The sequence below is a fragment of the Streptomyces sp. LaPpAH-108 genome (assembly GCF_000373625.1).
Taxonomy (GTDB): Bacteria; Actinomycetota; Actinomycetes; order Streptomycetales; family Streptomycetaceae; genus Streptomyces.
In genome coordinates this window covers 382,436-404,039 of record NZ_KB891995.1, presented here as the reverse complement: position 1 = coordinate 404,039, position 21,604 = coordinate 382,436, and the positions used below count along the sequence as shown (strand labels likewise).

The following is a 21,604-nucleotide window of genomic DNA, read 5'->3' as shown; positions in this document are numbered from 1 at the left end:
CACGACGGGAGCCGGGCGGCGCGCGGGCCTAGCGTGGCCGTATGCGGGTACTGGTCACCGGCGGTGCCGGGTTCATCGGGTCTCATGTCGTGGACGCGCTGCGGGCGCACGGGCACGAACCGGTGGTGTACGACGTGCGCGACGATCCCGGCGCCGACGTGCGAGACGCGGACGCGGTGTCCCGGGCGCTGACCGGCGTGGACGCGGTCTGTCACCAGGCGGCCCAAGTCGGCTTGGGCGACGGGGTGTCCGACGCGGCCGAGTACGTCTCCCGCAACGACCTCGGCACCGCCGTCCTGCTGGCCGCGATGGCCCGGGCCGGGGTGGGACGGCTGGTGCTCGCCGGGTCGATGGTGGTGTACGGCGAGGGCCGTTACGCCTGCCCGGCCCACGGTGACGTACGGCCGGGCCCGCGCGCGGAGGCCGACCTGGCGGCGGGCCGTTTCGAGCCGCCGTGCCCGCGCTGCGGTCAGGCGCTGGTCCCCGGCCTGGTCGGCGAGGACGCCCCGGCCGATCCGCGCAATGTGTACGCGGCGACCAAGCTGGCCCAGGAGCACCTGGCCGCCGCGTGGGCCCGCGCCACGGGCGGCACCGCCTTCTCGCTGCGCTACCACAACGTCTACGGCCCCCGGATGCCCCGCGACACCCCCTACGCAGGGGTCGCCGCGTTCTTCCGCTCGGCGCTGGAGCGCGGTGCGGCACCGCGGGTCTTCGAGGACGGGGGCCAGCGGCGGGACTTCGTGCACGTGCGGGACGTGGCCGCCGCCAACGTGACCGCGCTGGCGGCGCCGGAGCGGCCGGGCACGCTGAGCGCGTACAACACCGGCAGCGGTGAGCCGCGTACGGTCGGCGAGCTGGCGCGGGCGCTGGCCGGGGCGTACGGCGGGCCGGAGCCGGTGGTCACCGGCGAGTACCGGCTCGGGGACGTCCGGCATGTCACCGCCGACTCCTCGCGGCTGCGGGCCGAGCTGGGCTGGAAGCCGGAGGTCGGATTCGCGGAGGGGATGGCGGAGTTCGCGCACGGCCGCTGATGCCTCCGCGGAGTTCGCGCACGCGCGCCGACCCCCGTGACGCCCGCTGACCCCCGTGGCGCTCGCCGGTCTCAGTGAGCCGGAGCCGGCAGCGTCACCTCGAAGCGGCAGCCGCCGGGGATGTTCCGGACGCTCGCCCGGCCCTGGTGGGCCTCCACGATGCCCCGCACGATGGCGAGCCCGAGCCCGGCACCCGCCGGAGGCGTCCGCGCGTCCGTGCCGCGCCAGCCGGTGTCGAAGACGCGCGGCAGGTCCGCCTCGGGGATGCCGCCGCAGCCGTCGGTCACCGTCAGCACCACGCCCTCCGGGGCCTGCCGGGCGGCGACGGCCACCGTGCCGTCGGCGGGGGTGCGGCGGATGGCGTTGACGAGCAGGTTGGCCAGGACGCGGCTCATCTCCTTGCCGTCCACCTCGACCGGCACCGGCTGCACCCCGTCGCCCACCAGCCGTACCCCGTGTTCGCGGGCGAGCGGGCCGACGCCGTCGAGGGCGTCGCCGACCAGGTCGTACAGCGAGACCCGGGCCGGGTTGAGGGGGAGCGTCCCGGCGTGGATGCGGGACAGCTCGAAGAGGTCGCCGACCATGTCGTTGAGGCGTTCCACCTCGGTGCGGATCTGGCGGAGGTAGCGGCCGGGGTCGGCGGCCACCCCGTCCTCCAGCGCCTCCGACATGGCGCGCAGTCCGGCGAGCGGGGTGCGCAGGTCGTGCGAGATCCAGGCGACCAGTTCGCGCCGGGACGCCTCCAGGGCGCGCTCGCGTGCGCGGGAGGCGGCGAGCCGGGCGCTGGTGGCGGCCAGTTCGCGGCTCAGCTCGTCGAGTTCGGCGGTGGCCGGGGCGGCGGGCGCGGCGAAGGCGTCCCCGTCCCCGAAGTTGCGCGCGGCGTCGGTGAGTTCCCGGCTGCGTGCCACCACCCGGCGGCCGAGCAGCAGCGCGCTGAGCAGGGAGACGACGGCGGCCATCGCGACGACGGTGGTGACCACCCGGAGGTCGTGCGCGGACAGGAACATCGCCCAGGCCACGGCCATGGTGCCCGCCAGCATCGCGAACACCCCGACGCCCGCCACCACGGCGAGGGAGGCGGTCAGCGAACGGCGCCGGATGAGCCGCAGGACGGCCGCCCCGGCCAGGCCGGTGGCCGCGGCGGCGAGGAAGGCGTAGAGGGCGATGAGCAGCATGTCGCGCATGTCAGCCCTCCTCGCGGACGGCGGGGCCGTCGGCACGCGGGCCGGTCGCGGAAGATCCGTCGGCGTCGGCCCCGGACACGGCGGCCCCGTGCGCACGCGGCCCGCCCCCGGCACCGTCGCCCCCCGACTCCTCGGAGGCGAGCCCGGACACCGCGCCCTCACCGGCCCCCGCGTCCCCCGCCGAGCCGCCGGGGCCGTCGAGCGGCGCGAACCGGTAGCCGACCCCCCACACCGTCCGGATGAGCCGCGGGTTCGCCGGATCGTCCTCGATCTTGCCGCGCAGCCGCCGCACATGGACGGTGACGGTCGACAGGTCGCCGAAGTCCCAGCCCCACACCTCGCGCATCAGCTCCTCGCGCCCGAAGGCACGCCCGGGATGGCGCAGGAAGAAGGCGAGGAGGTCGAATTCGCGCAGGGTGAGCGCGAGTTCCGTACCGTGCTTGGTGGCGCGGCGGGCGGCCGGGTCGACGGCGAGCCCGGCCGAGGCGAGCGGGGCGGGAGCCGGTACGGCCGCAGGCGCGGGCCGGGTGCGGCGCAGGACCGACTCCACCCGGAGCACCAGTTCGCGGGGACTGAACGGCTTGGTGACGTAGTCGTCCGCGCCGACCTCCAGGCCGAGGACCCGGTCGTCCTCGTCGCCGCGCGCGGTGAGCATGATGACCGGCACCGGGCCGCGTTCGCGCAGCCGCGCGCACACCTCCAGGCCGTCCATGCCGGGCAGCATCAGGTCCAGGACCACGAGGTCGGGCCAGTGGGCGGCGGCGCGGGCGAGGGCGGCGGGGCCGTCGTCGGCGCGGTCCACCAGGTGTCCGGCGCGGACCAGATAGCCGGTGACGATCTCCGCGACGGTCGGATCGTCGTCGACGACCAGGATCCGGCCGGTGGCCTCGGGCGCCCGTGCGGAGGCGGGTCCGGGGCGAGGGGCGGGGTACGGCTGCTGCATGTTCTCCAGCCTCGCACCGCGCCGCCGGGCGGGGCGCGGCCCGGCCCCGACGTCCGCGTTTCGTAAGGAGCCGAAGTCCGGTTCGCCCCGGTTCGGGTTCGTAGGGTGAAGGCCGTGACCAACTCCCCCTCTCCCGCCCGTTCCGGCGTGGACGTCGTGCTGCCCTGTCTCGACGAGGCCGGGGCGCTGCCCTGGGTGCTGGAGCGCGTCCCGGCCGGGTGGCGCGCGCTCGTCGTGGACAACGGCTCCACCGACGGCTCCGCGGAGATCGCCCGCTCCCTCGGCGCGACGGTCGTCCGCGAGGAGCGGCGCGGTTTCGGCGCCGCCTGCCATGCCGGGCTGCTCGCGGCCACCGCCGACGTGGTCTGCTTCTGCGACTGCGACGCCTCCCTGGACCCCGCGCTGCTGGTGCCCTTCGTCGAGGAGGTCAGGGCCGGGCGGGCCGACTTGGTGCTCGGCAGGCGGCGCCCGCAGGGGCGGGGCGCGTGGCCCGCGCACGCCCGCGCCGGGAACCTCGCGCTCTCGCTGCTGCTGCGCCGCCGCACCGGGCTCGCCCTGCGCGACCTCGGCCCGGTGCGCGCCGCCCGCCGCGAGGCGCTGCTCGGGCTCGGCCTGACCGACCGGCGCAGCGGCTACCCCCTGCAGATGGTGGTGCGCGCGGCCGACGCGGGCTGGCGCGTCACCGAGCACGACGTGCCGTATCTGCCGCGCACCGGCGCCTCCAAGGTGACGGGCACCTGGCGCGGCACCTGGCAGGCGGTACGGGACATGAGCCGGGTGCTGCGCGAGGCCCCGGCGGGGGAGCGGGAGCGCACGGCGGCGGGCGGACGCCGGTGAGCGCGCGGCCCGGGACGCGTCCCACCCACCACCGCCGAGCGGGCCGGAACCTCCCGTGCCCCGCACGACCCGGCCTCCGGAGGCACCGGTGACCACTCTCCTCGTCATCGCCAAGGAACCACGCCCCGGCCGGGTCAAGACGCGGCTCACCCCGCCGTTCTCGCCCGCGCAGGCCGCCGCGCTCGCCGAGGCCGCGCTCGCGGACACGCTGCGCGCGGTGGCGTCCGCGCCCGCCGTACGGCGGCTGCTGGTGCTGGACGGCCGTCCCGGGCCCTGGCTGCCGGACGGCTTCGAGGTGGTGCCGCAGTGCGCGGGCGGTCTGGACGAGCGGCTGGCGGACGCCTTCGCCCGGTGCGCGGGACCGGCGCTGCTGATCGGGATGGACACCCCGCAGGTCACCCCGGAGCTGCTGACGGCGGACTTCGCGGACTGCGACGCGCTGTTCGGCCCGGCCGAGGACGGCGGCTTCTGGGCCCTCGGACTCGCCCGCCCCGACCCCGCGCTGCTGCGGGGCGTGCCGATGTCGGTGCCCGAGACCGGGGCCGTGCAGCGCGAGCGGCTGGCCGCCGCCGGGCTGCGGGTACGGGATCTGCCCCGGCTGCGGGACGTGGACACCGCCGCCGACGCCCGCGCGGTCGCCGCCCTCGTCCCGCACGGCGCCTTCTCGGCGCGGCTCGCGGACTGTACGGACGGCGGTGCGTCATGAGCGCCACGACCGCGCCGCCCGCCTGGGCCGCCTCCGACCCGTACGCCACCGCGCTGCGCACCGGCCGGGGCCCGCTGTTCCTGCGCCGGGACGACGGCTGGCTGCTGCCGCTGGAGGTGGAGCGCTGGTGCGCGGGCGCCGACGCGGTGGACCGGGCCGTACTGGACCGCTGCGCGGGCCCGGTGCTCGACATCGGCTGCGGCCCGGGCAGGCTGGTCGCGGAACTCGCCGCGCGCGGCCACAGCGTGCTCGGCGTCGACGTGAGCGCGGAAGCCGTCGCCCGCACCCACCGGCTCGGCGGCCCCGCCCTGCGCGGCTCGGTGTTCGAGCCGCTGCCCGGCGAGGGCGGCTGGGGCACCGTCCTGCTGATGGACGGCAACATCGGCATCGGCGGCGATGTCCCCGCCCTGCTGCGGCGGGCCCGTGAACTGCTGCGGCCGTCAGGTCTGCTGATCGCCGAGACCGGTCCCGCCGAGGTCGACGAGCGCGCCCTGGTGCGGGTGGTGGACCTGACGCACAGCCGGTCACCGGTGGGCGAGCCGTTCCCCTGGGCGCGGATCGGCGCCCCGGCGCTGCTGCGGCTCGCGCGGGGCGCCGGGTGGCGGCCGGAGGCTCAGTGGGCGGCGGGCGAGCGGTGTTTCGTCGCCCTGCGCAGCCGGAGGACGAACAGCAGCGCCGAGCCGCCGAAGAGGACGGCGGTGATCAGCAGCCAGCGGGTGAGGAAACCGTCCGGGTCGAGCCCGGTGGCCGAGCGGTAGCGGTCGGCGGACAGGCCGAGGATCAGCGGGGCCCACACCAGCAGCAGTACACCCGACAGCAGGGCGGGCACCCGGACGTACAGCGCCCACGAGCGGTGCCCGGCCGCGCCGCACCCGGCCACCAGCGCGCGGTCCAGGGCCGAGTACAGCGGCAGCAGCACCAGGTCGTGCAGCAGGGCGGCGCCGACGATCCACAGGACGACGCCGAGCCAGTCACCGGCGAGCAGCCGGATTCCCGCGTAGGCGGCGAGCGCGAACGAGCAGGTGAGCAGCAGCAGGTGCAGCGGGCTGCCGACCGGGAGGCGCCACCGGGACATCACAGGTCTCCGCGACCGGGGCATCACAGGCCGCCGCAACCGGGTCATCGCAGGTCTCCGAAGGTCAGCCGGGCCACCCACTTGGTGTTGTGCACGCCGGGCAGCGCGGGCACGATGATCCGCGCCGGGTAGCCGTGGTCGGGGGACAGCGGCTCGCCGTTGACGTCCAGGGCGAGCAGGGAGCGCGGGTCGGACACCTGCGCGGCGCTCAGTGCCGCGCGGCGGAAGGCGCCGTGCCGTTGCAGCGACTCCACGAGCAGATCCGCCGCCCCTCCGTCGTACCCGGCGAGCGCGGCGAGGTCGCGCAGCCGGACCCCGCGCCACCACTGGTCGGCGGTGGACCAGCCCTCCACGCAGGCGATGGGCAGCGAGGCGCTGTGCTGCGGCATCCTGAGGAGATCGGCGCGGCCGAGCCGTACCGTCCCGGCCGGTCCGGTGACGACCAGCCGCCAGGCGTCCGCGCTCGTCTCGGCCTCGGTGATCCCGGCGTAGGCGGCCGTCTTGTTGATCTGGAAGCCGTTCGGACCGCCGCCCGGATCGGCTCCGCCGTGCGGCGCGAGCAGCGCGGTACGGCGCAGGGGACCGCCCAGGCTCTGCCCGACCGTGGTCAGGAACAGCAGCAGCGCGCCCGCGCCGACCAGCCGCAGCGCGCCCCGGCGCGAGACGGTGGGTTCGGCCGGGCGCGCGGAGGCCAGGCCCGCCTCGTCGGCGACCGCGGAGCGCCCGCCCACCGCCTGCCCCGACGAGGACACCGCCCGCCCCGGTCCCTCCGCCCGCATCGACCGCACCGCCCGCACCGCCACCGGTGTCTTCAGCGCCGCGTGGACGACGAACGCGGACATGAACACCCAGGCGCCGTAGAAGTGCAGCGGGTAGAAGGAGCCCGGGAAGACGTACTCCAGCTGGATGTTGAGCAGGCCGGTGGTGAACTCGAAGAGCCCGCCGCCGACCAGGAGCAGCAGCGAGATCCGCTCCAGGGCGTGCGCGAGGGAGCGGGCCGGGGGCAGCGCGAACAGCTTCGGCACCACCGACCACAGCTTGGCGAGGAGGACCGGGACCAGGGTGACGCCGAGCGTGACGTGGACGCCCTGAGTGAGCCGGTAGAGCCAGGACGGCCCGGCCGGCCAGTCGAACAGGTAGAAGCCCAGCAGCCCCTTGCCCGGTGTCGTGTCGTTCACCGGCGACAGGTCCGGGCTGTAGGCGGCGTACGACACCAGGCCCGTCACGAACAGCACGGTGATGCCGCCGAGCAGCACCAGCCCGAGCACGGCGGTGAAGCGGGTGCCGCGCAGCGGGCTGCGCCAGAAGGCGGGGGAGGAGGGGAGCCGGGGACGGTCACGCATGAGCCGACCGTAGGCCGGGGAACCCGCCGGAACGGGTGCGCGACCCATGACGAAACGCTGACGTCGGGCCCGTACGGCGGCCTCCGCGCACGCGAGCGGCCTAGCGTGCCGGTGTGATCGACCGCTCCCCGCAGACCGACTCCGCACGCCGCTCGCCCCGCGTGGCCCGCCGCGATCTCCTCGCCGCCCTCGCCGCCGCCTTGCTCGTGACGGCCGCCGTGCTGGTCGGCCGTCATATCCAGGACACCCGGCACACCCTGTTCGTGCACTGGCCGCCGCTGTTCGCCGAGTGGGAGCCGCACGTGGGCCCCGGCACCCCGGCCGCGCTGCTGCTCGCGGCGGGCGCGGTGGCGTACGGCCCCGCGCTCGCGGCGCGGCTGTCCTGGCGCGTGCTGCCGTGGGCGGCCTGGGCGGCGTCGGCCGGGTGGATCTTCTCGCTCGCGCTGATCGACGGCTGGCACACCGGGATCGCTACGCGGCTGACCACCCGCAACGAGTACCTGCGGGTCATCGACCGCTTCCACGACATCCCGGCCACCCTGCGCGACTTCGACCAGCACATCGTCAGCGGCGTGCCCGGCAACTGGCCCGCGCATGTCGCCGGGCACCCGCCTGCCGCCACGGTCACCTTCGTGCTCCTGGACCGGGTTGGGCTCGGCGGCGGGGCGTGGGCGGGTACCTGGTGCGTGGTGCTCGGCGCGTCGGCGGGCGCGGCCGTCCTGGTCGCGCTGCGGGCCCTGGTGGACGAGCCGACGGCGCGCCGCGCGGCGCCCTTCCTGGTGTGCGCGCCCGCCGCGGTCTGGCTGGGCGCCTCGGCGGACGCCTACTTCGCGGCGGTCGCCGCCTGGGCACTGGCCTGTCTCGCCCTCGCGGTCACCCGGCGCTCACCGCTGTGGGCGGGCGCCTCGGGCCTGCTGTTCGGCCTGACCTGCTATCTGTCCTACGGCCTGACGCTGATCGCGCTCGTCGCCCTCGCGGTGCTGTGGCTCGGCCGCGCGGGGGTGCGGGCCCGGCCGGTGCTGCTCGTCGCGCTGGTGGCCGGACTCGCCGTCGTCCCCGTGGTGTTCACGCTGCTCGGCTTCAACTGGTGGACGGCTTATCACCTGTTGGTGACCCGCTACTACCAGGGCGTCGGCGGCATCCGCCCCTACGGCTACTGGGTCTGGGCCAACCTCGCCTGTGCGGCGATCATCACGGGCCCGGCGACGGCGGCGGGGCTCGGCCGCGCGGGTTCGGCCCTGCGGCGCCGTACCGACCCGGCGGGCGTCCGGCTCGCGCTCCTGACCGGCGCGGCCCTGCTGGCGCTGCTCGTCGCGGACGTGTCCGGCATGAGCAAGGCCGAGACCGAGCGCATCTGGCTGCCGTTCGCGCTGTGGCTGCTCCCGGCCTGCGCGTATCTGCCCGGGCCCCGGGTGTGGCTCGGGGCCCAGGCGGTCACGGCACTGCTGGTCAACCATCTGCTGCTGACCGGCTGGTGAGTCAGCGGCCCAGGCGGCCCTTCACCATCGCGAGGGCGGCGGTCACCTCGTCCACGCGGAAGAGGCGGGCCAGGACGGCGAAGAGGACGAGGAGGACCGTTCCTCCAGCGGCCAGCGCGATCGCGGAGGAGAGCACCGGATTCGTCGTGACGCCGGAGAGCCAGCGGACGAGGAAGCCCGCCGCCACCGTCGCGGGGAGGCAGGCCCCGATCAGGCGGAGGTAGGTGCGGGTGACGCGGCGGCCGTCGAGGTCGCCGCCGAGCCGCTTGCGCAGCCGGGTCCAGGCGACGCGGACACCGGTCGCGTAGGCGAGGCCGTAGGAGAGGGCCATGCCCGCGACGGCCCAGCGGGCGGGGAGCAGCAGGTAGGAGGCGACGGACCCGGCGGCGTTGACGGCCGCGACGATCACCGTGTTGTAGAAGGGCGTGCGGGTGTCCTCGAAGGCGTAGAAGCCGCGCAGGACGACGTACTGCACGGAGTAGGGGACGAGTCCGAGCGCGAACGCCATCAGCACGAAGCCGATGTTGCGGGCGCCCTCCTCACCGGCACCGGCGTACAGCAGCTGGATCAGCGGGACGCCGAGGGCCAGGAAGGCGAAGGCGCACGGCACGATGAAGACCGCCGAGGAGCGCAGGCCCTGGGAGAGGTCGTCGCGGACACCCGCGAAGTCCGCCTCGTGGGCGGCGCGGGAGATGCGCGGCAGGATCGCCGTCATGATCGAGACGGTGATGATGGCCTGCGGCATCTGCCAGAGCAGCAGGGCGTAATTGTAGGCGGTGATGCCGGTGCCGGGGTGGCCCGTCTTCTCGGCCGCCGCGCCCGCCGCCGTGGCGAGCCGGGTGACGACCACCATGCCCGCCTGGTTGACCAGCACGAACAGGAACGTCCACTTGGCCAGGCCCAGCGCCTTGCCGAGCCCCTGGCCGCGCCAGTCGAAGCGCAGCCGGATGCGGAAGCCGGAGTCGCGCAGGTACGGCATCATCGCGAGCGACTGGACGGCGAGGCCGAGCAGGGTGCCGATGCCGAGCAGCCGGACGCCCTCGGGGCTGATGGAGGCGGCGGAGATGCCGGAGTGCCCGGCCGAGCCGAAGACCCAGACGAACGAGCCGAACGCCACGATGATCAGGATGTTGTTGAGGACCGGCGTCCACATCATGGCGCCGAACCGGCCGCGCGCGTTGAGGATCTGGCCCATCACCACGTGCAGGCCCATGAAGAACATGGTCGGCAGGCACCAGCGCGCGAAGGTGACCGCCACCTCCAGCTGGTCGGGGTGGGAGGCCATGGACGGCGACATCAGCCGGATCAGCCAGGGCGCGGCGATCACACAGATCGCGGTGACGGAGCCGAGGAGCGTGACGACCAGGGTCATCAGCCGGTTGGCGTAGGCCACGCCGCCGTCGTCGTCCTCCTTCATGGAGCGCACGAGCTGCGGGATGAAGACGGAGTTGAGCGCGCCGCCGCCGACCAGGACGTAGATCATCGTCGGCAGGGTGTTGGCGACCTGGTAGGAGTCGTTGAGGGTGCCGACGCCGAGCGCGGCACCCATCACCAGGGTGCGCAGGAAGCCGGTCAGCCGGGAGACCAGGGTGCCGGCCGCCATGACGGCACTGGACTTGAGCAGCCCGGCCGCCTTGCCGCCGGACTTCTTGGCCGGGGCGGGGGCCGGGGCGGCCTCCGTCACCGGGACGGCCGGGGACGCCGTGTCCACCAGCCGGATCTGCAAGGTGGCCGGATCCATCCCGCCTCCCCTGGGCCCGCCTCCGGTCGACCCGCGTCCCGCCGCGCCGACTTCGCTCTCGCTCCTGGAACCCACGCTGATCCTCTCCCGGCGGCACGCCGAGCCACACGACGGCGACCACGCTGCCGACGGTCCCGAAAACACGTCCGGCCAGGTCTGATGAACGCCGGAACCAGGGGCACGGAGGCGCGGTTGACGGCGGAGGGAAGAGTACCGGTCGTACGGCACGGGGCCTCGCCCACCGGTGGGTGGACGAGGCCCCGGGTGCGCGTACGGCGGCTGCCGGACGCCGGGAATGGACCGTTACGCGACGATGCCGGAGCCCGCGGCCTTGCGGCGGCGGACGACGAAGACGGCGCCCGCGCCCAGGGCGACGGCGGCGCCACCGCTCAGCGCGATGGCCGGCAGGACGGAGCTAGCGCCGGTCTCGGCGAGGTGGCCCTGCGGGGCGATCTCGGTGTTGCCGGACGGCTTGGCCGGGAGCGGCTTGTGGCCGCCCTGCGGCTTGGCGTCACCCGGCTTGCCGGGGGCGGCGCCCGCCTTGAGGATGTCGAACTCGTAGTAGCTGTCGTCGCTGGAGTAGACGCAGTCGCCCTTGTCGTCGGCGTACATGCCGATGCTGATGGCGAAGCCGTAACCGGCCGGGGCCTTGGCGTCGACGGCCACGCGCAGGTCGATGGAGAAGGACTCCTTGGCCCGCACGTCGGTGTAGCCGAGGTAGCCCGCGCCCTCGTCGTTCTCGTCCAGGGAGATGTCCGTCCACTGGCCGGTGGACGGGTCCTTGTACTGGAGCGTGAGGTGGTTGGTGTCGGAGAAGAAGTCGTCCTCGTCCACGCTCGCGGCGAACACGCCGAGGTCGACGCGCTTGTAGGCGTGGCCGCCAGTGTTGCTGACGTTGAGCTTGAAGGTGTGGTAGCCGCTGCCCGCCACGATCTTCGACGGCAGGCCGGAGAGGCTGGTGTGCAGGTCGTCGTCGAACTTCGGCCGGGAGCCGTCGTTGCACTCGGTCGGGAACGTGGACTCCGACGCGGACGGCGAGGCCGACACGCTCGCCGACGGGGCGGCCGAGTCGGAGGCGGAGGGCGACGCGGTCGTGGACTGCGAGGCGTCCGCGGCCGGGGTGGTGTCCTCGGCCGCCGGGGTCGTGTCCTCGGCGGCGGGCGTGGTGTCGTCGGCGGCCGGAGTGGTGTCCTCGGCGGCGGGCGTCGTGTCCTCGGCCGCCGGAGCCGACGCGGAGGCCGAAGCCGCCGGAGCGTCGTCGGAGGCGTACGCGACCGGGGCCGCCAGCAGCACAGCGGGGGCTATGGCAGCCGTCGCTGCGGCCAGAGCCAGGGAACGGCGAAGCTTCATGCGAACCTCGGATGCGTGAGTGATCAGTGAGTTCGCAGAGTTGACCGGTTACGCGGGTAAACAGTTGCCCAAGTGCTTACGGAATTCTTAGGTGATCTGGATCACACAAGGTGAACCAGTGGCCCATGAGGCGCACCGAGCGGCCCCGCGAGGCACACCGTGAGGCCCACCGTGAGGCACACCGAGGCTACGAACGCGCCGCGTCCGCACCGCCCTTGCGCGGCCCCGGCACCGCCGGACGCACCCCCGAAGGCGCCGGGGACTCGATCTCCGTCAGCAACGTCCGCAGCGCCGCCCGGACTTGGGGCATGTCGGGTGACGGGTCGAGCGGCGCGGGGTGCGGGTCGAGACCGGCGAGCGCGCGGCGGGCCCGGTGCCAGGCGCGGGCGGTGCGGCCCTGGTGGTGGTCGGCGTAGGCGCGGGCATAGCGGGCCAGCGCGGTGGCCCAGGCGTCCTCGCGGACCCCGGGCTGGGCGAGGGCGCGACGGGCGTCGCGCCGGGCCGAGGCGGGGGCCAGCGGGGCCTGGAGCACGGCCAGGGCGGCGAGGCTGACGGACGGGGCGGGGCCGCCGGGGGCGTACGGCGGGACGGTGTCGGCCGCCTGGCGGAAGCAGTCGGCGGCGGCGCGCATGTCGCCGCGCTCCCAGGCCAGCACGCCCTCGACATGGCTGACCCGGCCGATCAGCGCGTCGTCACCGGCGAGCACGGCGGCGGGCCAGACCTGGCCGAGCAGTTCGCGGGCGGTGGCCGCGTCCCCGGGGGCGCTGAGCCAGGCGGCCAGCCAGCGGGCGCGGGCGGCGAGGTGGTCGTCGGCGCGATGCCGGGCCAGCAGCCGGGCCAGATGACGGCGGCCCTCCTCGGCGTGGTCGTGCACGGCCCACCAGAACCACAGGTCCACCACCCCGGCCAGCGCCGCCGCCACCTGCCCTGCGGGCGCCTCCGGCAGCGCGAGCGCGTGGTCGACGAGGGCGGACAGGTCGGCCTCGTTGTCCCGCACCAGCCGGGCCGCCTGCCGCTGCTCGCCCGCGCTCCACAGGTTCCCGGCGATCTCCGCCAGCCGCCGGTGGTGCAGCACATGCCGGGTGACGGCGACCCTGAACTCCCCGGCCGCGCGCAGCCGTTCGGCGCCGAAGTCGCGGGCGGCACGGGTCATCACATAGCGCGGCGGGCGTACGCCACCGGGCTCGCCCAGGGTCCGCAGCACCCCGGCGGCGGTCAGCCGGGCCAGGCAGGCCGGGACCTGGTGCGGGGCGACCCCGGCGCCGGAGCACAGATACGCGGCGGACGACTCGGTGAAGGGCCCGGCGAAGACGGCGGCCCTGCTCCACACCGCCCGCTCGGCCCGGTCGCACAGCAGATACGGCGCGCCGATCGCGGACCGCAGCGAGCGGTGCCTGCGCAGCGCGGGCGAGGGCGCGGACAGCCAGCACTGGTCCCGCTCCAGCCGGTCGGCCAACTCCGCCAGCGTCATGCCCCGCTCCAGCTGCTCGGCGGCCAGCTCCACGGCGAGCGGCACGCCCTCCACCAGTCGGCAGATCCGGGCCACCACGCCGTACTCCGCCACGACCCGGGGCCGCGCCCGCGCGAGGAACAGCTCGACGGCGTCGGCCTCCTCCAGCGGGGCGAGCCGTACGACGCGCTCGTCCCCGAGGCCGAGGGCCTGGCGGGAGGTCACCAGGACGCGCACGGAGGGCAGGCGCATCAGCAGCCGCTGGACCAGGCCCGCGCAGGCGGTGCGGACGGCGTCGGCGTCGTCGAGCAGGAGCAGCGTGGGGCGCCCGTGCGCGCCGAGGCCGGGCTCCAGCTCCTCCAGGGTGCCGCCGCCCAGCGCCTCGGTCACCCGCTCGGCCAGCGCGCCCGGGTCCGTGCGGCTGCCGCCGGGGCAGCGGACGCGGATCACCGGGCCCCAGGCACCGCAGGCGGCCACGGCCGTGGCCAGGCTGCTCTTGCCCACACCGGCGGGCCCGGTCACCGTCACCAGCCGTCCCCGGGCCAGGCCCTCCCGCAGCGCGGCCGTCTCCGCCGCGCGGCCGATCAGCACACCCGGTTCCGGACGGCCCGTCGTGGCCGACCGGTCGGTGCCCGAGGCGTAAGCCCTCACTTCGTCCGTACTCCAAAACCCTCGCGCCGTGCCCCACCCGGCGGCACGCACGGGGAAATCGTTCCTGCGGAACCGCTACGGCAACTCCAACGCCCACCGCGACGCCGGGTGGCGCACCGGCGCCGGGGATCACACGGCACGGCGAACGCCCGCACACACGTCCGATCGGAAATCCCGGAACCGAAGCCCGGAACCGGAGCCCCGGGCACCGCGGACTCCCGGCGCCGGGCCTCCTCAGAGCCGCAACCGCGCCCCGGCCCGCCCCCGGAGCCGTATCCGCAGCCGCACCCGGAACCCGCGCACCCGCACCGTCGCCGTCACCCGGACACGCAGCCGGGCCCGGGCCATCGCCCGGGCCCGTCCGCCGCCCATCGGTCCGCTCGCGCGGTCCGGCTACTCGTCGCCCTCGTCCACCCGCGTCGGGCGGCTGCGGCCGGGCTCGGGCAGTTCACCCATCTCGTGGCGCAGATAGAGCACGTCGCCGACGAACAGGTCGTAGAGGAAGATGCCCACCAGGCCGCCGATCAGCGGGCCGACGATCGGCACCCACCAGTACCCGCTGAACTGGCCCGCCACCGACCCGGGGAAGGCCAGGCTGTCCCAGCCCGCCGCCCAGGTGAACAGGCGGGGCCCGAAGTCACGGGCGGGGTTGATCGCGTACCCGGCGTTCGCGCCGAAGGACATGCCGATCGCGGCGACCGCGAAGCCGACGATGAGCGGGGCGAGGTTCGCCTTCACGGCCTGGTTGCGCAGGTCGAGGATGGCGACGACGAACATGACCAGGAATGCGGCGCCGACGATCTGGTCGATCAGCGGACCCCAGATGCCCCCGTGGAAGTAGGGTGCGGGGAAGGTCGCGAAGATGGAGAACGACGCCAGGGTGTGCCCGTTGGTCTTGGGGCCCGAGACCGCGGAGTCGAAGGTGTCGATCGCGTTGTGGTAGACGAGATAGACCAGCGCGGCTCCCGCGAAGGCGCCCACGACCTGGGCGAACCAGTAGGGCAGCACCTTGATCCAGGGAAAGCCGCGGCGCACGGCCATCGCCAGGGTGACGGCCGGGTTGATGTGGGCGCCGCTGACGCCACCGGCCACGTAGACACCGAAGGTCACCGCGAGGGCCCAGCCCCAGGCGACCAGCAGCCAGTCGCCCGCCGCCAGGAAGATGGTCGTGGTGGTGGCGGCCCGGCCGGAGCCGGGCAGCGCCGCGACGGCCATGGCGACCACACCGCAGCCGAACGCGATGAGGACGAAGGTCCCGAGGAACTCCGCCATCATCTCGCCCGCAAGCCCGCCCCGGTGCCGGAGCCGGGACGGCTTGATGAGCGGGGGAATTTCGACAGCCATTGAGGCCCCCTCTAAGAGAGCGAATGCGGCAAACAGCCTCATAGTGGCCCACCGTCACGCGCTCCGCAGAGCGGGTTACTGCCTTCGGGTTACCCCGCTTCGGGTCGCCCCTCGGCCCGGCCCGCCTCCGTGAGCGACGCGATGCGCTCCAGCTGAGCCCCCGTCACCGCGCGCACCATGAGGAAACCGGTGACCGCCGCGGCCACCATCGCCGCCTCGCTGAGCAGCAGGGACCACACGTCGCCGTAGGCGCGCTCGATCAGCTGGTCCGTGCTGTCGCGGTAGATCAGGCCGGTGCCGGAGAGCATGCCGAGCAGCCACAGCACCCACCACGCCGTGACGACGGCGGGCAGCTTCCGGCCGGGCACGGACCTGCGGTACGCGTCGGCGATCACACCGCGCGGCACCCACAGATTGGCGACGGGCAGCACCCAGCCGAGGTAGACCCAGAACCCCAGGTACTTCGGCCGCTCACGGGACAGGGCGACGGAGTTGTCCCGCACCCGCCACATCCAGGAGATGAAGAGGACCGCGCAGATCACCATGGTGACGCCGACGAAGGAGGTGACCAGGTGGTACGCGTTCTCCAGCCCGGTCAGCGGCCGGTGCACGCCCTCGCCCTGGTCCGGCGGTCCCGAGGCGGGTTCGCCCGCCGTCCACAGCCGTATCTCCCCTACCGCGCGCAGCACATGGCCGAGCCCCGCGAGCAGCAGGGCCCGGCCGGTCAGCCGGGCCACCGTCGCCACGGGGCGCAGTCCGTGCATCGGGGGTGCGGGGGCGGCCGGAATCGTCGTCTGTTCGCTCACCACGCGATTCTGACCGGGTCAACTCGCCCGCACCAGGGGCTTTTACGGCGGAACAGGCGGGTCAGGCGGGTCAGACGGTGCGGCGCTGCGGGTGGTACGTCGCCAGCGCCCAGATCACGAAGAAGTCGATGCCGATCATGATCAGCGACCAGATCGGGGAGTACGGCAGGAACAGGAACTGGGCGATCATGCTCAGCGAGGCCAGCAGGATGCCGACCACCCGCGCCCACTCCAGGCCCATGAGGATCCCCACGCCGGTGATGACCGCGATGACGCCGAGCACCAGCAGGATCCAGCCCCAGCCGGTGAGGTTGATCTTGTAGACGTAGGCGTCTATGCGGGCGTACACGTCGTCCGCGGCGATCGCGGAGATGCCCTGGAGGATCGCGAGGATGCCGTTCATCAGCATCAGCACGCCCCCGAAGATCGCACCGCCCTCGGCCAGCCCCCCGTGGGAAGGCGTCGCCGGTTGCGTCTGCTGCTGGGTCATGGCCGTACCTCCGCCGTCGTCGGCCCCGAGAGGGTCGTTGCTACGACGATCACGCGGACCCGGGCGGGGGACCACGGGGGCTGAGCCGAACGGGTGAACGACCCAGGGCGTGAGCCGCCCGGGAAAGGGGGCTCACGCCCTGTTCAGCGCGGGTGTCCCGGCCTCACGCCATCCAGAAGAACACCGCCGTCATCCGCTTCTCCTCCAGCGTCCGTCCGAAGTAACCGGTCGCGCTGTGCACGAGGTTGGCGTGATAGAGGAGGAGGCGGTTGTAGCGGTGGGGCACGTCCACGTCCTCCTCGAAGGCGTCCGGGGCGACGAAGCGGGTGCCGAGGGCGTCGACGAGGTTGTTGTGCGGGGCCTGGACGACGTTGCCGCCGAGCCGGCCGCCGGGCAGGGACTGGCGGTAGAAGCTGGTGCCGCAGGACTTGGGGACGTGCGGGTTGAGGTAGAGCACGGCCGCGTACCGGCACAGCGCGCGCGAGTCGGCGTGCGGGCGGGGCTCGCTCTCGCCCTCGCCGACCACCTGGACGCAGTTGTGGTTGAGGGTGCCGCCGCCAGGCGCCCGCTGCACCCACAGCTCCTTCGCCCCGGTCGCCTTCTTCACCAGCCGCTCGATGCGGGCCAGTTCACCGGGTTCGAGGCCGGGCATCGCGCGCAGTCCCGGCCAGGTCTCCGAGGTGTACGGGTACCCCTCGGCCCAGTCGTCCTTGGCCAGACACCGCTCGCGCACCGCGTCCGGGTCGGGCAGCGCGTCGTCGATGACCCAGTAGTCGCGTCCCCGGGTGGGCTTGCGATAGGGCAGCACGGGCAGGGCCGCCGGGCGACCGGCGGGGGGCTGTGGGGGCATGGGGCGAATCTAGGGGCGCTTTCCTTCCCGCTTCTCCCGGGGAACGGTCAACTTCTGTCGAGAAGGGTCAACGTTTGACCAATCCCGGCAGAGCAGAAATTGTTACCCCGACCATCGAGACGAACGGCGCCCGCATCCGTACTGCTGTGCGTCCCCACCGCCTGTCGGCGGAACCACGACCGGGCAGGAGGCACGGTGCGCATCTCGCGGAACGCGACGGGAACGATCTTCGTGGGCGGTGCGATGACGCTGACACTCGCGGCGCTCGCCTACCCCAGCATGCTCGGCCTGAACACCGTCACGGCGTCGCAGACGCGTGTCGTCGCCAACACGCAGTGGGGCCCCCTCACCGAGCAGGACCGCGACTTCGTGGTCCGGGTGCGCGCGGCAGGCTTGTGGGAGTACCCGCTCGGGCAGATCGGGCTCGAGAAGGGCACCACGGCGGGCGTGAAGACGGCCAGCAAGCATCTGATCGACGGCCACGCCGCGCTCGACGCCTCCTGCCGCAAGATCGCCCCCATGCTGAACATCACGCTGCCCAACGTGGCGAGCCCCCAGCAGGAGGGCTTCGTGACCCAGCTGAAGGCCGAGAGCGGCAAGCAGTTCGACACCGACTTCGCCAACATCCTGCGGATGACGCACGGTTCGATCTTCAACACCATCGCGAAGGTCCGGTCCACCACCAAGAACTCGCTGGTGCGGGCGCTGGCCGACCAGGCCAACGACACGGTGCTCGACCACATCACGGTGATGGAGAAGACCGGCCTGGTCGACTTCGACTCGACCATCTTCCAGCAGACCACCCCGCCCAAGCTGCCCTCGGACGACCTGACGCCGCCCGCGCCGCCGCCGGGCCAGCCGGAGGTCGTCCTGACCCCGCCGCCGAACCCGACCTCCTCCACGCTGAACATCGACGGCATCACCGGCCCCAACGACACGCGCCGGGACGATACTTCGAGCGTCCAGGACACGACGCCGCAGCCCGCGCCGACGCCCACGGTCGGCTAGGGCCTCGCGCGCGAGGGCCTAGGCCAGCCAGACGGTCGTGTCCGGCGGGAGACTGCCGGACTCCGTCAACGGCTCGCTCGCGAGCAGGAGTTCACCCGGCGGGAGCGGTACGGCCGTCTGGCCCGTGTTGGTCAGACAGCGCCAGCCCGGGGTGCGCCGGAAGTCCAGGACGCCCGGGGCGCTTTCGGGCGCCCAGGTCAGCTCCTCGCCCTCCAGCAGCTTGCGGCGCAGCTTGAGCGCGGCGCGGTACAGCTCCAGGGTCGAGCCCTCGGTGCCGGACTGCGCCTGGACGGCGTACGCCGCGAAGGACGGGGGCTGCGGCAGCCACGCCGCGCCGGGTCCGAAGCCGTACGAGGGTCCGGTCGTCGTCCAGGGCAGCGGCACCCGGCAGCCGTCGCGGCCCTTGCGGGTGTGGCCCGACTGCTGCCACACCGGGTCCTGCAGCACCTCGGGGGGCAGGTCGGCGACCTCGGGCAGGCCCAGCTCCTCGCCCTGGTAGAGGTAGGCCGAGCCGGGCAGCGCCAGCATCAGCAGGGTCGCGGCGTGGGCCCGGCGCAGGGCGGCCACGGGGTCGAGCGGGGGCGCGGTGCCGTCGGAGAGCAGCCAGGCGTCGAGGTCGGTGCCGGGCGGGAGCGCCAGGCGCGAGGGGTGGCGGACCACGTCGTGGTTGGAGAGCACCCAGGTGGCCGAGGCGCCCGCCGAACGGGCGGTGGCGAGGGAGCGGGTGATGACCGCGCGCAGCTCGTCGGCGCCCCAACCCGTCTCCAGATACTCGAAGTTGAACGCCTGGCCGAGTTCGTCCGGGCGGGCGTAGAGCGCGCGGCGCTCGTCCGGCACCCAGGCTTCCGCGACGGCGGTGCGGGGCGGGTCGTAGGAGTCGAGGAGGCGGCGCCAGTCGCGGAAGATCGCGTGCACCTCGTCGCGGTCCCAGTAGGGGTGGGAGCCGGGCGCGACCAGGGGCAGGGAGTCCTCGCCCGTGGCGCCGACGCCGCCCACGTCCCGCAGCGGCTCGGTGAGGTCCTTGGCCAGGCCGTGGGCCACGTCGACCCGGAAGCCGTCCACGCCCCGGTCGGACCAGAAGCGCAGGGTGGCGAGGAAGTCGGCGCGCACCTCGTCGTGGCGCCAGTCGAGATCGGGCTGTTCGCGGGCGAAGAGGTGCAGATACCAGTCCCCGTCCGGCAGTCGCTCCCAGGCGCTGCCGCCGAACACCGACTGCCAGTCCGTGGGCGGGAGTTCACCGCTCGCGCCCCGGCCGGGGCGGAAGACGTACCGCGCGCGGGCCGGGGAGCCGGGGCCCGCCGCCAGCGCCTCCTGGAACCAAGGGTGCTGGTGCGAGGTGTGGTTGGGGACGATGTCCACGATCACCTTGAGGCCGAGCCGGTGGGCCTCCGCGATCAGGGCGTCGGCGTCGTCCAGGGTGCCCAGGCGGGGGTCGACGTCCCGGTGGTCGGCGATGTCGTAGCCGCCGTCGGCCAGTTCGGAGGGGTAGAAGGGGCTGAGCCACACCGCGTCCACGCCGAGCACGGCCAGCTGGTCCAGGTGCCGGGTGACGCCCGCGAGGTCACCGAGCCCGTCGCCGTCGGCGTCCGCGAAGCTGCGGGGGTAGACCTGGTAGATGACGGCCTGGCGCCACCAGTCGGGGTGCGGGGAGGAGAGGTCGGCGGGCGGGTGTGCCATGCGGGCTCCGTTCGGGCGGGGGCCGGGGTCGGGCGGGTCGGGGTCCGGCGGGTCGGCCGGATCGGGCCGGGTGCCGGTGGCCGGGCGGGTGCCCCGGGGTGCGGCCGGGCTCCGACAGGAATCTGTCCACATCACCCCGAAACGGAAACCGGGCGCGGACGGAAACCCGAACACCCGGCGCGTTAGCGCAGGTTGACAGCTTTCACAAGGACGATCACCATGTCTCCACACTGTGGCGCACGGGACCGAGGGGTCCGTGGAGGCCGCGGTTCTCTCCTGTGATCTCTCCGCGCCCCTGCGCGTGCTCTCCCCGAACCGATGGGATACCCATGTCCATAGCCCGACGTGTCACCGCGCGCCGCCTGCTGGGGACGGGCGCCGCGTCGCTCGCCCTGTGCGCCGCCTCCGTAGCCGCCGCCTCCGGGGCCTGGGCCCACGGCGCGCCCGGCGGCGACGGCTGGAAGGCTGGCGGCCGGCTCACGCCGGGCACCGGCGCCGGCACCGTGACCGGCACCGACGCGTGTGAGTTCTCGCTGGACGGCACCCGCTTCTTCGCCTCGGTCAAGGTGGACGACCAGAACCTGAGGCCGACCGAGGACGGCAAGGTCCACATCAAGGTCCGCACCGCCGGTGACGCCGCGTCCTGCACCGCCTCGCTCGCCTCCTACCTCGCCCACGGCGCCACCTGGGCCACCTCCGGGCAGCAGGCGCTGGTCGGCTTCGACACCGTGAGCGTCAAGCGGGGCGAGACCGGCTCGCTCGACATCGCGGTGCCGGACGCGGGCTGCTTCGCGCAGGTCGACCTGTACCGGGGCGCGGTCAAGTTCGACGGCGACCTGGACGCGAAGGACGGCCTGGTCCACGGCGACCTGCCCAAGGGCCCGGACCACGCCGTCATCAAGGACAAGCTGATCGCGGCCTGGAACGGCGGCACCAAGGAGTGCTCGATCGAGGCGCAGCCGACCCCGGCCGCCCCGACGACGCCCGCCGAGACGGCCTCGCCCTCGGCCACCGCCCCGGAGTCGGACTCGGGCTCGGTCTCCCCGTCGGCCTCGGCGCCCGAGTCGGCCGCCGAGTCCGCCTCGCCGAGCACCAAGGCGGAGTCCGGTTCCTCCGCGTCGCCCTCGGCGAGCGTCAAGGACACCGCCGCTGCCGCTTCCCCCTCCGCCAACGGCGGCTCCGGCGACCTCGCCGAGACCGGTGGCGGCAGCAACTCCGGGCTGATCGCGGGTGCCGCGGCGGCCCTGGTCGCGGCGGGCGCCGCGGCCGTCGTCGTCTCCCGCCGCAAGCGCGCGACACAGCACTGACCCCACGGGGCGCCCCAACGCCCCCAGCGCGAGGCGAGCGCGCCGGACACCCACCCGGACGCCGGAGTCAGGGCCGACCCCCGGACCCGACGCGCCCCCGCCTCTCCCCCCGCCCCCGGCGGCCTCACGGCGGCCGGGGGCGCAGTCGTGCACGAACGCGCTCCCCTCCGGCCCGGACGCCCACGTCCGCCCGCCGTGTCCCAAGCCCCACGGCCGCCCCGCCACCGGCCCGGCTGGCGGCGGGCCACCCCGCCATCGACCGCGCAGCCACACCCGCCCCACCACGGACCCGACGACCACGGCCACTCCGTTACCGGTCCGACGAACACGGGC

The 21,604-nt window shown here is 74.5% G+C and carries 18 protein-coding genes and 1 pseudogene; 7 read left to right on the top strand and 12 right to left on the bottom strand.

All coding sequences use genetic code 11. The features are described 5' to 3' along the window. Window positions 1-41 precede the first annotated feature (41 nt). Window positions 42-1,031: an NAD-dependent epimerase/dehydratase family protein gene (locus B079_RS0120870; RefSeq protein WP_018547779.1), complete on the top strand. Its 990-nt coding sequence runs from the start codon at window positions 42-44 to the stop codon at window positions 1,029-1,031. A gap of 71 nt (window positions 1,032-1,102) precedes the next feature. On the opposite strand, the gene B079_RS0120865 is transcribed toward B079_RS0120870, so the two are convergent. Next, window positions 1,103-2,215 (bottom strand): sensor histidine kinase, encoded by a 1,113-nt coding sequence (locus B079_RS0120865; protein ID WP_018547778.1) that lies wholly within the window; start codon window positions 2,213-2,215, stop codon window positions 1,103-1,105. A 1-nt stretch (window position 2,216) separates the two neighbouring features. Beyond that, window positions 2,217-3,158, bottom strand: coding sequence for a response regulator transcription factor (locus B079_RS32450; RefSeq protein ID WP_018547777.1), 942 nt, complete (start codon window positions 3,156-3,158; stop codon window positions 2,217-2,219). 105 nt (window positions 3,159-3,263) lie between these two features. On the opposite strand from B079_RS32450, the gene B079_RS0120855 reads away from it, so the two are divergent. The 3 genes and pseudogenes from B079_RS0120855 to B079_RS36600 form a co-directional block, all read left to right on the top strand. Further along, window positions 3,264-3,995, top strand: coding sequence for a glycosyltransferase family 2 protein (locus B079_RS0120855; RefSeq protein ID WP_018547776.1), 732 nt, complete (start codon window positions 3,264-3,266; stop codon window positions 3,993-3,995). Between the two features lie 88 nt (window positions 3,996-4,083). Then, window positions 4,084-4,701: a TIGR04282 family arsenosugar biosynthesis glycosyltransferase gene (locus B079_RS0120850; protein WP_018547775.1), complete on the top strand. Its 618-nt coding sequence runs from the start codon at window positions 4,084-4,086 to the stop codon at window positions 4,699-4,701. Continuing rightward, window positions 4,698-5,129 (top strand): annotated as a pseudogene (locus tag B079_RS36600) (class I SAM-dependent methyltransferase); the annotation flags it as partial. The gene B079_RS0120850 and the pseudogene B079_RS36600, both read left to right, overlap by 4 nt. Before the next feature lie 185 nt (window positions 5,130-5,314). On the opposite strand, the gene B079_RS36595 reads toward B079_RS36600, so the two are convergent. Both B079_RS36595 and B079_RS0120835 read right to left on the bottom strand, forming a co-directional pair. Next, the gene (locus B079_RS36595; protein WP_018547773.1) at window positions 5,315-5,776 is read right to left on the bottom strand and encodes a hypothetical protein; all 462 of its coding nucleotides are present in this window, start codon (window positions 5,774-5,776) and stop codon (window positions 5,315-5,317) included. A 44-nt stretch (window positions 5,777-5,820) separates the two neighbouring features. Continuing rightward, window positions 5,821-7,119 carry a molybdopterin-dependent oxidoreductase gene (locus tag B079_RS0120835; RefSeq protein WP_018547772.1) on the bottom strand — a complete coding sequence of 433 codons (1,299 nt, stop codon included), beginning with the start codon at window positions 7,117-7,119 and terminating at the stop codon, window positions 5,821-5,823. Window positions 7,120-7,232: 113 nt separating this feature from the next. Here B079_RS0120835 and B079_RS0120830 point away from each other — a divergent pair, with 113 nt between their 5' ends. Then, window positions 7,233-8,597, top strand: coding sequence for a hypothetical protein (locus tag B079_RS0120830; protein WP_018547771.1), 1,365 nt, complete (start codon window positions 7,233-7,235; stop codon window positions 8,595-8,597). 1 nt (window position 8,598) lies between these two features. Here B079_RS0120830 and murJ read toward each other — a convergent pair whose 3' ends face one another. The 7 genes from murJ to B079_RS0120795 form a co-directional block, all read right to left on the bottom strand. Beyond that, window positions 8,599-10,338, bottom strand: a complete 1,740-nt coding sequence (gene murJ / locus B079_RS32445; protein ID WP_018547770.1) for a murein biosynthesis integral membrane protein MurJ — start codon at window positions 10,336-10,338, stop codon at window positions 8,599-8,601. A gap of 303 nt (window positions 10,339-10,641) precedes the next feature. Beyond that, window positions 10,642-11,688, bottom strand: coding sequence for an LAETG motif-containing sortase-dependent surface protein (locus B079_RS35960; RefSeq protein ID WP_234016832.1), 1,047 nt, complete (start codon window positions 11,686-11,688; stop codon window positions 10,642-10,644). 187 nt (window positions 11,689-11,875) lie between these two features. Next, the gene (locus B079_RS32440) at window positions 11,876-13,789 is read right to left on the bottom strand and encodes an ATP-binding protein (RefSeq protein ID WP_158685033.1); all 1,914 of its coding nucleotides are present in this window, start codon (window positions 13,787-13,789) and stop codon (window positions 11,876-11,878) included. A gap of 393 nt (window positions 13,790-14,182) precedes the next feature. Further along, window positions 14,183-15,133, bottom strand: a complete 951-nt coding sequence (locus B079_RS0120810) for an MIP/aquaporin family protein (protein ID WP_026248900.1) — start codon at window positions 15,131-15,133, stop codon at window positions 14,183-14,185. 89 nt (window positions 15,134-15,222) lie between these two features. Next, the gene (locus B079_RS32435) at window positions 15,223-15,939 is read right to left on the bottom strand and encodes a DUF4328 domain-containing protein (RefSeq protein ID WP_234016831.1); all 717 of its coding nucleotides are present in this window, start codon (window positions 15,937-15,939) and stop codon (window positions 15,223-15,225) included. Window positions 15,940-16,009: 70 nt separating this feature from the next. Further along, on the bottom strand, window positions 16,010-16,429 hold the full coding sequence (locus tag B079_RS0120800; protein WP_018547765.1) for a DUF7144 family membrane protein: 420 nt from the start codon (window positions 16,427-16,429) through the stop codon (window positions 16,010-16,012). Window positions 16,430-16,592: 163 nt separating this feature from the next. After that, complete coding sequence (locus tag B079_RS0120795; RefSeq protein WP_018547764.1) at window positions 16,593-17,279, bottom strand: DUF6445 family protein; 687 nt, start codon at window positions 17,277-17,279, stop codon at window positions 16,593-16,595. 231 nt (window positions 17,280-17,510) lie between these two features. On the opposite strand from B079_RS0120795, the gene B079_RS0120790 reads away from it, so the two are divergent. Beyond that, window positions 17,511-18,287, top strand: a complete 777-nt coding sequence (locus B079_RS0120790) for a DUF4142 domain-containing protein (RefSeq protein ID WP_078496051.1) — start codon at window positions 17,511-17,513, stop codon at window positions 18,285-18,287. Between the two features lie 18 nt (window positions 18,288-18,305). Here B079_RS0120790 and B079_RS0120785 read toward each other — a convergent pair whose 3' ends face one another. Further along, window positions 18,306-19,964, bottom strand: coding sequence for a glycoside hydrolase family 13 protein (locus B079_RS0120785; RefSeq protein ID WP_018547762.1), 1,659 nt, complete (start codon window positions 19,962-19,964; stop codon window positions 18,306-18,308). Between the two features lie 329 nt (window positions 19,965-20,293). On the opposite strand from B079_RS0120785, the gene B079_RS0120780 reads away from it, so the two are divergent. After that, the gene (locus B079_RS0120780) at window positions 20,294-21,271 is read left to right on the top strand and encodes an LAETG motif-containing sortase-dependent surface protein (RefSeq protein ID WP_018547761.1); all 978 of its coding nucleotides are present in this window, start codon (window positions 20,294-20,296) and stop codon (window positions 21,269-21,271) included. Window positions 21,272-21,604: the final 333 nt, after the last annotated feature.

Excerpts from the sequence above, each read along its gene's own strand:
- B079_RS0120870 (WP_018547779.1), top strand. The coding sequence starts at position 42 with ATGCGGGTACTGGTCACCGGCGGTGCCGGGTTCATCGGGTCTCATGTC.
- B079_RS0120835 (WP_018547772.1), bottom strand. The coding sequence starts at position 7,119 with ATGCGTGACCGTCCCCGGCTCCCCTCCTCCCCCGCCTTCTGGCGCAGC.
- B079_RS35960 (WP_234016832.1), bottom strand. The coding sequence starts at position 11,688 with ATGAAGCTTCGCCGTTCCCTGGCTCTGGCCGCAGCGACGGCTGCCATA.
- B079_RS0120800 (WP_018547765.1), bottom strand. The coding sequence starts at position 16,429 with ATGACCCAGCAGCAGACGCAACCGGCGACGCCTTCCCACGGGGGGCTG.
- B079_RS0120795 (WP_018547764.1), bottom strand. The coding sequence starts at position 17,279 with ATGCCCCCACAGCCCCCCGCCGGTCGCCCGGCGGCCCTGCCCGTGCTG.
- B079_RS32450 (WP_018547777.1), bottom strand. The coding sequence starts at position 3,158 with ATGCAGCAGCCGTACCCCGCCCCTCGCCCCGGACCCGCCTCCGCACGG.
- B079_RS0120785 (WP_018547762.1), bottom strand. The coding sequence starts at position 19,964 with ATGGCACACCCGCCCGCCGACCTCTCCTCCCCGCACCCCGACTGGTGG.
- B079_RS0120865 (WP_018547778.1), bottom strand. The coding sequence starts at position 2,215 with ATGCGCGACATGCTGCTCATCGCCCTCTACGCCTTCCTCGCCGCCGCG.
- murJ (WP_018547770.1), bottom strand. The coding sequence starts at position 10,338 with ATGGATCCGGCCACCTTGCAGATCCGGCTGGTGGACACGGCGTCCCCG.
- B079_RS0120810 (WP_026248900.1), bottom strand. The coding sequence starts at position 15,133 with ATGGCTGTCGAAATTCCCCCGCTCATCAAGCCGTCCCGGCTCCGGCAC.
- B079_RS0120780 (WP_018547761.1), top strand. The coding sequence starts at position 20,294 with ATGTCCATAGCCCGACGTGTCACCGCGCGCCGCCTGCTGGGGACGGGC.
- B079_RS36595 (WP_018547773.1), bottom strand. The coding sequence starts at position 5,776 with ATGTCCCGGTGGCGCCTCCCGGTCGGCAGCCCGCTGCACCTGCTGCTG.